At 72.4% G+C, this 13,552-nt stretch carries 7 protein-coding genes; 3 read left to right on the top strand and 4 right to left on the bottom strand.

The window, feature by feature from the left end; all coding sequences use genetic code 11:
• From FXO23_RS13980 to FXO23_RS13970, 3 genes are all read left to right on the top strand, one after another.
• Window positions 1-6,327 (top strand): type I polyketide synthase, encoded by a 6,327-nt coding sequence (locus FXO23_RS13980; RefSeq protein WP_158884798.1) that lies wholly within the window; start codon window positions 1-3, stop codon window positions 6,325-6,327.
• A 210-nt stretch (window positions 6,328-6,537) separates the two neighbouring features.
• Window positions 6,538-7,239 carry an ABC transporter ATP-binding protein gene (locus FXO23_RS13975; RefSeq protein ID WP_158884796.1) on the top strand — a complete coding sequence of 234 codons (702 nt, stop codon included), beginning with the start codon at window positions 6,538-6,540 and terminating at the stop codon, window positions 7,237-7,239.
• Window positions 7,236-9,773, top strand: a complete 2,538-nt coding sequence (locus tag FXO23_RS13970; protein ID WP_158884794.1) for an ABC transporter permease — start codon at window positions 7,236-7,238, stop codon at window positions 9,771-9,773. Before FXO23_RS13975 ends, FXO23_RS13970 begins: the two co-directional genes overlap by 4 nt.
• Before the next feature lie 7 nt (window positions 9,774-9,780).
• Here the strand turns inward: FXO23_RS13970 and FXO23_RS13965 are convergent, their stop codons facing one another.
• The 4 genes from FXO23_RS13965 to FXO23_RS52245 all read right to left on the bottom strand — a co-directional run bounded on the left by FXO23_RS13965 (window position 9,781) and on the right by FXO23_RS52245 (window position 13,251).
• Window positions 9,781-10,233 carry a GNAT family N-acetyltransferase gene (locus FXO23_RS13965; protein WP_158884792.1) on the bottom strand — a complete coding sequence of 151 codons (453 nt, stop codon included), beginning with the start codon at window positions 10,231-10,233 and terminating at the stop codon, window positions 9,781-9,783.
• Window positions 10,199-12,532, bottom strand: a complete 2,334-nt coding sequence (locus FXO23_RS13960; protein ID WP_158884790.1) for an asparagine synthase-related protein — start codon at window positions 12,530-12,532, stop codon at window positions 10,199-10,201. Before FXO23_RS13960 ends, FXO23_RS13965 begins: the two co-directional genes overlap by 35 nt.
• On the bottom strand, window positions 12,520-13,032 hold the full coding sequence (locus tag FXO23_RS13955) for a lasso peptide biosynthesis protein (protein ID WP_158884788.1): 513 nt from the start codon (window positions 13,030-13,032) through the stop codon (window positions 12,520-12,522). The genes FXO23_RS13960 and FXO23_RS13955 overlap by 13 nt, the downstream gene beginning before the upstream one ends.
• Window positions 13,033-13,125: 93 nt before the next feature.
• Window positions 13,126-13,251: a hypothetical protein gene (locus tag FXO23_RS52245; protein WP_281356518.1), complete on the bottom strand. Its 126-nt coding sequence runs from the start codon at window positions 13,249-13,251 to the stop codon at window positions 13,126-13,128.
• Between the last annotated feature and the right edge of the window lie 301 nt (window positions 13,252-13,552).

Raw genomic sequence — 13,552 nt, 5'->3', positions numbered from 1 at the left:
ATGCGCCGTACCCCGGTCGCCATCGTCGGTATCGGCTGCCGCTTTCCCGGCGCACACGGCCCGGACGAGTTCTGGTGGCGGCTCCGCGCGGGATACGACGCGATCCGGGAGATCCCCGCTGACCGAACCAGCCTGCGCGTGCTGCACGATCCCGAGTTCTCCGCGCGCGGGCGGAACAGCGTCACCCGGGGCGCGTTCCTCACCGAGATCGACAAGTTCGAGCCCGAGTTCTTCGGCATCCCGCCGAGCGGGGCGCGCCGGATGGATCCGCAGCAGCGGCTGCTGCTGGAAACCGCGTGGGAGGCGCTCGAGGACGCGGGGCAGCCGCCGGAGGAACTCGCGGGCAGCCGGACCGGGGTCTTCGTCGGGCAGGTTTCCTCGGACTACTGGGAACTCCAATGCCGGGAAGCGGCGATCGACGTGCAGGCGGGCACCTCCGGCGCGCGCTGCATGCTGTCCGGAGTGCTGTCCTACACCTTCGACCTGCAGGGTCCCAGCGTGGCCCTGGACACCGGCTGCTCCGGCTCGGTGCTGTCGGTGCGGCAGGCCTGCCAGAGCCTCTGGGACGGCGAGTCGACCATGGCCCTGGCCGGCGGGGTCAACCTGCTGCTGAGCCCGGAGACGTTCGTGCCGCTGTCCCAGGCCGGACTGCTGGCGCGCGACGGCCGGACCAAGTTCGGTGACGCCGGCGCCGACGGTTACGGCCGCAGCGAGGGCGCCGGGCTCCTGGTGCTCAAACCGCTCGACCGCGCGCTCGCCGACGCCGACCGCGTCTACGCGCTGCTGCTGGGTGGCGCGGTGAACAACGACGGGCGAGCCGCGGGGTACCTGGGCCGCCCCTCGGTCCGGGGCCAGGCGGACGTGCTCCGGGCGGCGATGGCCGACGCGGGGGTCTCCCCGGCCGACATCGACTACGTGGAGGCGCACGGGGCGGGAACCACGATCGGCGACCCCATCGAATTCGAAGCCCTCGGCGCGGTTCTCGGCGAGAACCGGCCCGGCGACCGGCCGTGCCTGATCGGCTCGGTCAAGACGAACATCGGGCACACCGAGGGGGCGGCCGGGGTCGCGGGTCTCATCAAGGCCGCGCTGTGCCTGCACCACGGCATGGTCCCGCCGAGCCTCCACCTGCGCGAGCCCAACCCGGAGGTGCCGTGGGACACGCTGCCCCTCGAGGTGCGGACCGAACTCGCCCCGCTCCCCGCCCGGGACCGTCCCCGCCTCGCGGGGGTGAGTTCCTTCGGCGTGTCGAGCACGAACGCGCATCTCGTGCTGTCCGAGGCCGAGCCGCCACCCCGCGGTGCCGCCGAGGACAACGCTTGTTTGCTCACGCTGTCCGCGCACACTCCCCGCGCGCTGGTGGCCACCGCTCGCGCGCACGCCGAGTACCTGGCGGGCGCCGGGCGCGACCACCCGCTGCCGGACGTGTGCCACAGTGCCTCCCGCCGGCAGCAGCACACCGACCGGCTGGCCGTGGCCGGTGGGACCCACGACGAGGTCGCCGCGACCTTGCGCGCGTTCGCGGACGGGAGTCCCGGCCCCGCGACGTTCGCCCAGGGGCGGCCGTGGGACCAGCCGCCGAGGATCGCTTTCGTCTTCCCCGGCCACGGCGCGCAGTGGCCGGGGATGGGCCGGGAACTGCTGGCCTCCTCCCCGGTGTTCCGCGCCGCGCTCGAGGACTGCGACCGGGCGGTGCGCGCGCAGAGCGGTTGGTCCTTAATGGACGAGTTGGCCGAGGACAAGGAGAAGCAGGACGTCGAAATCGTCCAGCCCATGCTGTGGGCCACCGAGGTCGCGCTCGCGGCGGTGTGGCGGTCGTGGGGTGTCGAACCGGACGTGGTGATCGGCCACAGCATGGGCGAGGTCGCGGCCGCCCAGGTGGCGGGCGCCCTGACGTGCGCGGACGCGGCCGCGGTCATCTGCCACCGCAGCCGATTGGCCGGGCGGCTCCGCGGTCGCGGCACGATGCTCTCGGTCGCCCTCTCCGCCGAACGGGCGGCCGAAACCATCGCCACGCATCCCGGCCGGGTCTCCGTCGCCGCGAGCAACAGCCCCACCGCCACGGTGCTGTCCGGCGAAACCGATGCGCTGGCGGAGATCCACGACGCACTGCGCGCCGAAGAGGTGCCCTGCCGCTGGGTCGAGGTCAACTTCGCGGCGCACAGCGCGCAGGTGGACGCCGTGCGCGAGGAACTGCTGCGGAGCCTGGCCGGTCTGCGCCCGCGACCGGCCGAGGTGGCGATCCGCTCCACCGTCCTCAATGGACCCGTCGAGGGGACCGCGCTCGACGCCGAATACTGGGTGCGCAACCTGCGTGAGCCGGTGCGGTTCGCCTCGGCGGTCGGCGCCGCGCTCGAAGCCGGGCCGACCGTTTTCGTCGAGATCGGCCCGCATCCGGTGCTCGTGTCCGCGATCGAGGAGTGCCTCGAGGCGGGCGAGGTCGAGGGCGCGGCGGTCCACTCGGTGCGCCGCGGGCAGCCCGAACGGGCCGCGATGCTGAACTCGCTGGGCTTCCTGCACACCCGCGGGCAGCCGATCAACTGGGACGCGGTGCACGGTGAGCGGGCCCGGCTGGTCTCCCTGCCGACGTACCGGTGGCAGCGCGAGTCCTACTGGTTCCGCCCGGAACGGCCGCCACCCGCGCCGCCCGGCGGCACCGGCGCCCGGCATCCGCTGCTGCCCGCGGCCGTGCCCGCCGCCGGGCGGGAGTACGTGTGGGAAGGGCCGCTCGACCGGATCCGCAACGGCTACCTCGAGGACCACCGGGTCCAGGGCGTGCCCCTCTTTCCCGGCACCGCCTACTGCGAACTCCTCGTCGCGGCGACGCGGGAGGCCTTCGGCGGCCGGCCGGTGACCATGACCGGCTTCGACTGCCGCAAGGTGCTCGTCCTGCGCGGCGACGAGACGCCGGTGCTGCGGGTCCGCCTGCGCCCGGAAAGCCCGGAAAGCCCGGAAAACACCGGCACCTGGCGGCTGGACATCCACAGCAGGGCCGATTCCGACGACTCGTGGACGCCGCACGTGAGCTCGCGGGTGCACCTCGGGGGCACGCCGATCGAGGGCGGCGAACCGGTGGACGTCGTCCGGGCACGCTGCACCGAACGGGTGGCCGGTCCGGACTTCTACCGGCGTTTCGCCAAGGGCGGCAACGAATGGCGGGCCCGCTTCCAGGGCATCGCGCAGCTGTGGCGACGCGACGGCGAGGCGCTCGCGCACATCGTCTGCCCCGCGGAACTGGCGGACGATCTCGACGATTTCCATTTCCACCCGGCCCTGCTCGACGCCTGCGGGCAGGCGTTGGCGGCGGCCGGAAACCGGCCCGACGCGGTGTTCGTGCTCGGCGAGATCGCGCGGGCGCGGGTGCACGGCAAACCGGGGCGGGAGTTGTGGAGTCACGTCAAACTCGATCCCGCCCAGCCGTCCGCCGACTCCGTCCTCGGGGAGATCCGCGTCTGGGACGCGGCCGGGAAGTGCGTGGTCGAACTCGGCGGCGTGCGCGGGCGGTACCTCGCCGAGACCGCTTTCGACGACTGGCTGTACGAACCGCGCTGGGAACCGAAGCGGCGCGATGCCGGACCGGAATCCCCGCCCGGCGCCTGGCTTCTCTTCGCCGACGCCGGCGGGCTCGCCCGGCGCCTGCGCGAGCGGCTGGAGCGCGCCGGTCATTCCTGCGTGACCGTGGCGCCCGCGGACTCCCCCGAACCCGCCGACCACCGGCTCGATCCCGGGGACGTCCACCAGGCGCTGCCCGGGGTCCTGCGCGGTCTCGGCGACCGGCCGATGCGCGGCGTGGTCCACCTGTGGAACCTCGACGCGGCCCGGCCCGACACGGCCACGCCGGACGAGATCGCCCGGGCCGAACTCACCGGCTGCACGAGCGTGGTGCGACTGGTTCAGGGGTTGACCGCGCGGCCGGAGAGCACCCGGCTCTGGCTGGTCACCCGGTCCGTTCAGGCCGTGACGCCCGCGGACCCCGCCGGATCGGTGCTGCAGGCGCCGGTGTGGGGGCTGGGCCGGACGCTCGCCGAAGAGCACCCCGAATTGCGCTGCACCCTTGTCGACCTCGAGGACGGGAAACCCGGGCGGGGCGCCGATTCCCTGTTCGCGGAGCTGACCGCGGACGACCCCGAGAACCAGCTCGCGCTGCGCGGCGACGATCGATTCGTCGCACGGCTGGCCAGGTACCGAAGACCGTCCACATCGGACAGCGAACGACCGGTGCGGGCCCCCGGGGCGGTCCGGATCAGTGCGGCACGGGGCGTGCTGGACGAGATCGCCGTCGAGGACGCGCCCCGGCGCCACCCCCGCCCCGGGGAGGTCGAGATCGAGGTGGCGTACGCCGGGTTGAACTACGCGGATCTGCTCTGCGTGCTGGGGATGGCCCCGATACCCGCCGAGGCGGAGCTGAACCCGGGCTCGGAGTGCTCGGGCACCATCACCGCGGTCGGCGATCTGGTGCACGGGCTCGCCGTGGGCGACGAGGTCATCGCCTTCGGGGAACTCGGACTCGGTTCGCACGTGCTCGCCACGGCTCAACTGGTGTTCCGGCGCCCCGCTCGACTCGGCCTGCCGGAGGCGGCCACCGTGCCCGGGGTGTTCCTCACCGCGTACCACTCCCTGTGCCACCTCGCCGGGCTCGGCCGGGGAGACCGGATCCTGATCCACACCGCCACCGGGGGCGTGGGGCTGGCCGCCGTCCAGATCGCGCGGTGGAAGGGCGCGGAGATCTTCGCGACCGCGGGGAGCCCGGAGAAGCGCGCGCTCCTGCGCACCATGGGAATCCGGCACGTGGCCGACTCCCGATCGCTGGACTTCGCCGAGGAGTTCCTCGCGGCCACCCACGGCCAGGGCGTCGACGTCGTGCTCAACACCCTTGCCGGACCGGCCATCCAGCGCAACCTCGAACTGCTCGCCCCGTACGGCCGGTACCTCGAACTGACCAAGAAGGACATCGTCGGCGACGGGCGGCTCGCCCTGCGCGCCCTGGGCCGCAACATCTCCTTCCACGTCGTGGACGTCGCGGACATGGGGCGGTCCGATCCGAAACGGGTCTCGGCGATCGTGCGAGAGGTGTTGCGGCACCTGGAAACCGGAGACCTCGCGCCACTCCCCTACCGGACGTTCCCGGCCGGGGACGCGGCCGGCGCCTTCCGGCACCTGGCGCGGGCCAAGCACATCGGCAAGGTCCTGCTCTCCTTCCAGGACGAGACCGCGGCGGTTTCACCACCCGCCGCCCGGCCGCGGCGGGCGGTGGTGCGCCCCGACGCGACCTACCTCGTCACCGGCGGGCTCGGCGGAATCGGCGCCAAGATCGCCGAATGGCTCGCCGACCGGGGCGCGCGCTACCTCTTTCTGCTCGGCAGGTCACCGCTGGACGCCTCGGCCGACCAGGAGCGCGTCGCGGCGATCGAAGCCTGGAAACGCACCGGGGCGGAAGTCCGCTACGAGGCGGTGGACGTCGCCGACGAGGCGGCGATGCGGTCCGTGCTGGACGGCATCGCCCGGCGCGGGTGGCCGCCGATCCGGGGCGTGCTGCACGCCGCGGGCGTGCACGCCTACCACCCGATCGGGGAACTGGACGCCGCGAAGATCTCGGCCGTGCTGCGTCCGAAGGTCACCGGCTCGCTGGTGCTGGATCGCCTGCTGCGGGGCACGCCGCTCGACTTCTTCGTGCTGTTCTCCTCGGCATCCGCGCTGTTGAGCTCGCCCCTGCTGGGCGGTTACGCCGCCGCCAACGCGTTCCTGGACGGGCTGGCGCACCACCGGCGCCGCCGGGGCGAGCCGGCGACCAGCGTCAACTGGGGCGCCTGGGCCTCGGTGGGCATGGCCAGCCGGGCGCTGCGGGAGGCGAACCGATCGCTGCCGGCGGGAACGGGCGACTTCGAACCCGCCACGGGCCTCGCGATCCTGGAGCGATTGCTCGGCGACGACGCGACGCAGGCGGCCGCGCTCGTCATCGACTGGCCGGAGTGGAGCCGGGCCCATCCGCGGGCGGCGCGGTCCCCGCTGCTGGCGCGGCTGGTCCCGCGTAACGGGGAAGCGGAGGCGACCCCGGTCGCTCCGCCGCGGACCGGCAACGGCGGCGATCGGCGCGAAGTGATCACCCGGTACCTGGTGGACCAGCTGGCCGCGGGACTGGGGATGCCGCCCGAGCGGATCGATCTGCGTCGCCCGCTGAACCGCCTCGGCCTCGACTCGCTCACGGCCGTGGAGCTGAAGAACCGGGTGTCCCGGGATCTGGGCGTGACGCTGCCCGTGGTCACCCTGCTCAGCGATTACACCCTCGCGGAGTTGATCGACCAGGCGGCCGACGGTGAGCGGCTGTAAGCGCCGCAACAGCGAAGTGTGAGAGCGGCGTGCTGGACTCTTCAGTGCGAGTGCGAGGTGGCCGCATTCGCTGCCGAGCGCCTCGCGATGTGGAAGGCCGCCCGGTCGTCGCTCGTTGGGGGACGGGCGACGACCGGCGGCTCTCCCGCGAGCTCACGTATCCCGACGAGGACGACAGCACCCAGCCGACGAGGACGGGAGCGCCATCGCATGGCCGAGCTCGAATTGCGGGATGTGGTCAGGGATTTCCAGGTCGGCAAGCAATCCGTGCGCGCCCTGGACGGGGTGACGTTCGCGGTTCGCGAGGGGCAGTTCGTGGCGGTCACCGGTCCGAGCGGTTCGGGCAAGAGCACCTTGCTGCACGTGCTCGGCGGGCTGGATCAGCCGACCTCGGGTGCGGTGCTGATGGACGGCCGCGAGCTGGGCGCGGTCACCGATGACGAACTGGCCGAGCTCCGCCGGCACCGGGTCGGGTTCGTGTTCCAGTTCTTCAACCTGCTTCCGACGCTGTCGGCGTGGGAGAACGTGGCCGTGCCCCGCCTGCTCGACGGCGTGCCGCTGACCCGTGTGCGCGGGGACGCCGAAGCGCTGCTGGGCCGGGTGGGGCTGGCGGGACGGGCCGAACACCGTCCCGCGGAACTGTCCGGCGGCCAGCTGCAGCGGGTCGCCATCGCGCGTTCGCTGGTGATGAACCCGGCGGTGATCCTCGCCGACGAGCCGACCGGCAATCTCGATTCCAAGACGGGCACGCGGATCCTCGAGCTGCTGGCCGAGATCGCGCACGACGATCGGCGTGCCGTCGTCATGGTCACCCACGATCCGGCGGCCGCCTCGTGGACCGATCGGGTGGTCGAACTGCAGGACGGGCGGCTGATCCGGGACGAGGTTCTGGACGAGGCGGGACCGGCATGACCGGGCGCCGGGTGCCCGCCTCGCTCACTCGGTTCCGCTTGTTCAACCTGCGCCCCCTGGGCGCCCGCAAGGGGCGTTCGGTGCTCGCACTCGGGGTGGTGGCGGTGTCCGCGGCCCTCGTCGTCGCCGTCTTCGGCACCTACGGCTCGCTGACCGGCTCGGTCGAACGCCTCGCCGACGGCGTGGCCGGTGCGGCCGACCTGGAGGTGACCGGGGTCGCCGAATCCGGCCTCCCCGCCGAGCTGCTGCCGGAGATCGCGGCGCGGCCGGAGGTCGCCGCGGCGGTCCCGATCATCCAGTCCGCGGTGCGGATCGGTCCGCAACGGGCGGTGTTGTTCGGCGCCGACGACCGGCTGCGCGAGTTGGGCAGCGACCTCCAGCGGGCGATCGACTCCGTGCCCCGGCGCGACCTGCCGCCCGACGGTGTGGTGCTCGGCTCCGGCCTCGCCGGTGCGGCCGGACTGGCGCCGGGACAGCGGATCCGGCTGACCTCGTACACCGGAACCTCCCACGAGGTCACCGTCGCGCTGGTGGCGCGGGGCGAGCTGGCCTCGCGGGTGAACTCCGGCTTCTTCGTGCTCGCGCCGCTGCCGCTGGCCCAGCAGCTCGCGGGCCGGGACGACCGGCTGGACTCCGTGCTGGTGGTCGCCCGGGACGGCGTCGATGTCGAGTCGCTGCGGCGAAACCTGGACGTGGCCGTCGACGATCGGGCCTTCGTCGGCACGCCGCGGTTCCGCGCCGCCCAAGCCGGCACCGCGGTGAGCCTGGCCATGAACTCGACGCTGGTCGTCGCGTTCATGGCACTGGCCGTGGCCGGTTTCCTGGTCTTCAACACGATGAACCGGGCCGCGGTGGAGCGCAGACCGGCGATCGCCACGCTGCGCGCGCTGGGCGGCAGACGCGCCACCGTGCTGCGGGGTTTGCTGGCCGAATCGGTGTTGCTGGGGATCCTCGGCGCTCTCGTGGGCGGCCCGCTCGGGGTGCTGCTGGCGCGGTGGGCCATCCACCGGCTGCCGCCGTTCCTGGCCGAAACGTTCGACGCCCGGGTCGAGTTCGCGCTGCCGTGGTACGCCATCCCGCTCGCGCTCGGCGCCTGCGTGGCCACGAGTGTCATCGGGTCCTGGCTGGCTTCGGTGCGGGCGTTCCGGGTGGCGCCGGTGGAAGCGATGCGGCCCGCCGAACTGGCCGACGGCGACGAGGAGCGGCAGCGCTACCGGATGGTCGCGGCGATCGCCGGGGTGGCCTTCCTCGCGATCGCGGCGGTGCTGGTGACCGTGTCCGCCGACGAATGGGCGCTGTCCGCCGTCGCGTGGTTCGTGGTGGGGGTCATCGTGCTCGGCTACGCGCTGCTGACCCCGATCACGAAGGTCGTCGCGCGCGTCGCCGGTCGCCTCGGCGGGACCGGCAGGCTCGCGGCCGCCGCCATGCGACGCGCGCCCCGGCGGATCTGGGCGACGACGATGGTGGTCGCCATCGCGGTGGGCATCGGCGTGGCCACCACCGGAGCGAGCCAGAACCTGGTCACCTCCGCGCGGGACGCGCTCGGCCCGCTCGGCCGCATCGACCTTTCCCTGCACCCCACCCCGCCCGACATGCTGCCCACCGGCCCGGCCCTGCCGCCTTCGCTGCACGACCGGCTCGCCGGGGTCGACGGGGTGGATCGGGTGGTGCCCAGCCTGTTCGGTTACGCCACTGTGGACGGTTCGCGGGTGGTCCTGCAGGGCGCCTCGGCCGGGAGCAACCTGGTGCCGGTCGCCAAGGCGAGCGAGCGCGGCCGCGCGGAGTTGCTGTCCGGCACCGGGGCGGTGCTGTCCGGGAAACTCGCGCGCGAGCGCGATCTCCGGGTCGGCGACTCGTTCACCCTGCCCAGTCCGGAGGGGCCGCAGCGGCTGCGGGTCGCCGACATCGTGGACTACCCGACCGTCGACACCGGGCTGGTGGCCATCTCCCTGGACCGGGCGCGGCAGTGGTTCCACCGCGAGGGCGCCACGATGTACGAGGTCCAACTCCGGCCAGGCGCCGAGCTGGACGCGGTCCGCACCACGATCCAGCGGATGCTCTCGGAGTTGCCGTACCCGATGTACGTCGTCACCGGGTCCGATCTGCTCGAAGCGACCAGTACCGCCGTGCGGCAGGCCGCGTCGCTCGCCTTGGCCATCCAGTGGATCGTCGCCGGGGTGGCCGCGCTGGCGCTGCTCAACACGCTCATGCTTTCCGTGCTGGAACGGCAGCGCGAACTGGGCATCCTGCGCGCGCTCGGGGCGAACCGGCGCACGATCCGCCGGGTGGTGGTCACCGAGGCGGCCGCCGTCGGGGCGATCGGCGGCGCCGTGGGACTCGGCGTCGGCCTCGCCCTGCACTACCTCATCACGTTCACGCTGGCCGCGACCACCGGGATCGAGGTGGCATTCGAGGTGATCCCGATTTCGCTCGGTTTGGGCGTCGCCGTCGTCCTGCTGAGCCTGCTCGGCTCGCTCCCACCCGCCCGCCGCGCCGCCCGGCTCAACGTGCTCAAGGCGATCGGCTGGGAGTGAGCACCGCTCACTCGCTCAGGCGGAGTTCGAACAGCACGCGCTCGGTCGAGGGGCCGTGGTAGTCGGTGATCGGGCCGGTGACGGTGAATCCCATGGCCTGGTGGAAGGCGATCGAGCCGCGGTTCCCCGGCGAGGTGATCGCTCGGACGACGGAACGGTCGTCGGCCCGGGCCAGCTCGAAGAACCGCTCGTAGAGCCGGCGGGCCAGGCCGGTGCCCCGGGCGCGGGGGTTGACGCCGACGACGTGGATGTAGGCGTCCTCGTCGTTCGAACCGGAGAAGAGGCCGACCAGGAATCCGGCGAGTTCCTCGTCTTGTTCGGCCACCAGGCTGGTCGAGAAGAAGAGATCGAGGAACAGCCGCGGGAAGGCGGTGCTGATGGGGCGTCCCCACCAGTCGTCCAGCACCGCGACGATGCGGTCGTAATCAGCCGGTTCGGCCCGTCTCAACTGAGCGATCATGGTCCCCAGTGTTCCGCCGGGGCAGCGGGCCGTCGAGCAGTCCGGCATGGATCAGGGAGCCGATGAGTTCGCGGGCCCGGTCGAGCCGTTTGGCGGTCGTGGCGTGGTCGCCGTTGCGCAGCGCCGCTTCGAGCCGTGCCCAGCAGCCACAGCGGAGCACCTCGCCGAGCAGGTCGGCGCCGTCGGCGTCCAGCCGGTAGAGCTTGAATTCGCGTTCGTTGAGCAGGACGGCCTCGTCGGGCAGGAACCGCACCACCGCGTCCGGCGTCATCCGCCACGCCGCGTCCCCGGCCGCGGGGAGCGCGGCCACGGCCGGCTTGGCGACCGGGGCGGGCGAGGTCCGGCGGGTGGCCGGTGGCGGTTCGACCGCCGGTATCGGTTCGTTCGGGCGGCGATCACCGCCGCGCAACCACAATTCGAGGCTTGCGGTGTGCACCAGTTCGCCCGCCTTCCGGCGGAGCTGCCACGTCGGCGCGTTCAGCAGCCGCCGCACCGCGTGCGGCGCGAGGAGGCCGAGTTCGGCGAGCCGGGAGTCGGCTCCCAGCAGATCGCCGACCAGGCTCTTGTTGTTGAGGACGAAGGTTTCGTAGGGCGAGCTGTAGTCGACCTTGTCCAGCCGGGCCAGCAGCGCGCGCGGCAGGAGTCCGGTGTACCCGGCGCGCATGAGCGGCTTGGACACCGGGTGCCCGCGGTGCACGACGTAGCGGTAGCGGGTGTCCAGGGTGAGGGAGAATTCGGCGAGGGCCCGGTCCACCAAGGGGGCGACGTACTCGATCCCCTGGGCGTCGAACACGGCGTGCTGCCAGGTCGCCATGGTGTAGTCGTTGGCGTTGCGGTGGAAGTTCACATATGTCAGGTACATCTCCAGCCAGGTCCGCCGGACTCCCGCCCGCGCCCGCGCGAAGCCGTCCGCGTAACCGGCCATGGCCGACTCGCCCACGCCGCGGGCCGCGCTGATCGCCTCCGCGGTGAACCACGGGACCCCCTCGACGAGCGAGGGGTCGAACGGTGTTCTCCGCATCGGAGCGGTGCCGCGGAGCACGCGCGCGGCCGCGAAGGCGCGCCCCGCCCAGGAAGCGGGCGCGGGTTCTTTCAGGGAGCGCCCGAGGAACTGCCGGATGACGGCGTTGTCGAAGAGCTGCCAGGGCGGGGCTCCGGCGGCGAGCGGGTTGAGCGCCCGCCGGCCGAAGGACCGCAGTGGCGTCATGAAGTCGTGCAGTTGCAGTTCGTCGCCGCCCACTCCGGACAGCAGGCGCCGGGGACCGGGCCGGGCGGCCAGGGCTTCGCAGGAAGCCAGGTTCGGCAGGACGAAACCGTGGGTCAGCGGCGCCCGCGCGGGCAGCCCGGGGAGCAGGTAGTCACCGCCCGGAGCCAGGGACGCCGTGCCGTCGAGGACGTCGAGCCGCAGGCCGCATTGGCGGGCGACCGCCTCGGCCATCGCCTTTTCGTCGGCCATGGCGGGCAGGTCGTAGTGGAAGTGGAACGGGAAGAGCGTGGTGTCCCCGTGCCGGTGCGCCTCGAACGCCACCACGGCCGAGTCCAGCCCGCCGCTGAGCTGGATGCCACTCGTCGGCACGTCCGCGACCGCACGAGCGACCGCGGCCGAGCACAGGGTGCGGAACGACCGCGCCGCGACGGGGAAGGGATCTCGCGCCGGCTCGGCGACGCGCAGGTCGTCGTGCCGCTCCACGCGCAACCCACCGGCCCCCGCGGTGAGCAGGTAGCCCGCGGGCAGCCGCCGGACGCCGTGGTACCACGAGGCGTCGTCCGGGACCGGGGTCTCGATCGCGAGCGCCGCCAGCACGTCGACGTCGACCTGCCGGTGCAGCGGCCGTTCCGGATCGCACAGGTCCTCCGGATCGGTGGCGAAGATCAGTCCGTGGTGGCACAGCCGGTAGTAGAGGCCGCGCGTCGTGGTGAGGCCGCGGTACAGGTACAACGTGCCGCCGTCGCGGGTGAGATGGGCCAGGCAGTACTCGCCCTCCCGGGAACGCAGACCGCCGGCGCCGTGCCGGTCGAGGAACCGCTCCAGTTCGGTCACCGCCGCGCGGCCGCGCACCGGTTCCCCACCGGCCGGCAGTTCGATCCGTCCGGAAAGGAGAGTGCGCGCGGCGGGCTCCGGAGCGGAAGTCCTGTTCGGACACTGTCCGAGCACGATTTCTTCGGCACCGCAAGGGAGTTTGTACAGATTCGGTGGGCTGAGCGGTACCACCCGGGGCGGCGCCAGCCGCCATGGCGGCGCGGACAGGTTGCCGATTCGCCCGAAGAGGTGCACCGGACCGGTGGTCAGCCTGCGCATGACACGCCCTTCCGCTCGTGGGGGTACCGGGTGATCTCGGTGTAGCGCTGCCACACGTAACCGGAGTCGGTGACCGGGATGCCGTCCAGGGCCGCCCAGGCGTGCACCGGCGTCCGGCGTGCCCCGGATCCGGTGGCGTAACCCACGATGACGGCGGCGGGCAGCCCCAGCGCGCGCAGTGCCGCGGTGGTCGCCAATGCTTCGAACAGGCAGAGGCGCTCCCCGTAGAACGTGCGCACGAGGCCCCGCGTCTGCCACACCACTTCCTGCGCCAGGAAGGTCCGCATCTCGGCGGGCAGCGCCGCGAGCGCCCGGCGCGCCTCGCGGTGGGCGGTGATCCGGTCCATCGCGCCCAGGGCTCCGGCGAGGCCGGACCGGTCGAAGGCCCGTGCGACGCGCAGGGCGGCCGAGTGCGCCGCGAGCAGCCAGCGCCGCTTCGCCCTCGGTACCGCCTGTCCGATGAGGAGCGACTCCCAGTCGAACGACGAGGCCCCGCGCATGTTTCCTCCACTCCGGCCGAACGGGACACGCCGATGTCGAGAGCTCCCGCCGGCCGGCACGACGGGAGCCCCGTTACCTCAAGGTCGATCCGATCAATTCGGGAACCCGCGGAGCAGATGCGGTCCGTCATTCAGCAGAATGCCGGGACCCTGCGCGACCTCCTCGACGTCACCGATCTCTTCCAGCACCGGCGTCATCACCTCGTCTTTGTCGTTCATTGGGCACCTCCTCTCCTTCGATCGATCATTAACCGACGGTTCCCAGTCTCATCCTGTCCAGAATGGAAAACAAGCCGACAAAGCGCCGGTTCCACCAATTGGAGCAAGTCGACGAATTGAAGACAACCCGAAGATCCTTCGCCTATGTGGACACCGGCACCCAGGTCAGATAATCACGTTTCCCTTGCCGACCTGCGGAAACTGTTGCACAACAAGGGTTCTACCACCCAACGCCACGGTCTAAATTAGACATACCACAGTAGAAAATAGATCACAATCGCCCATAAAGATTGCATCACAA

The sequence above is a fragment of the Amycolatopsis anabasis genome (assembly GCF_009765355.1).
In the GTDB taxonomy this organism is placed as follows: Bacteria; Actinomycetota; Actinomycetes; order Mycobacteriales; family Pseudonocardiaceae; genus Amycolatopsis; species Amycolatopsis anabasis.
This window is presented reverse-complemented; position numbering and strand designations above follow the sequence as displayed.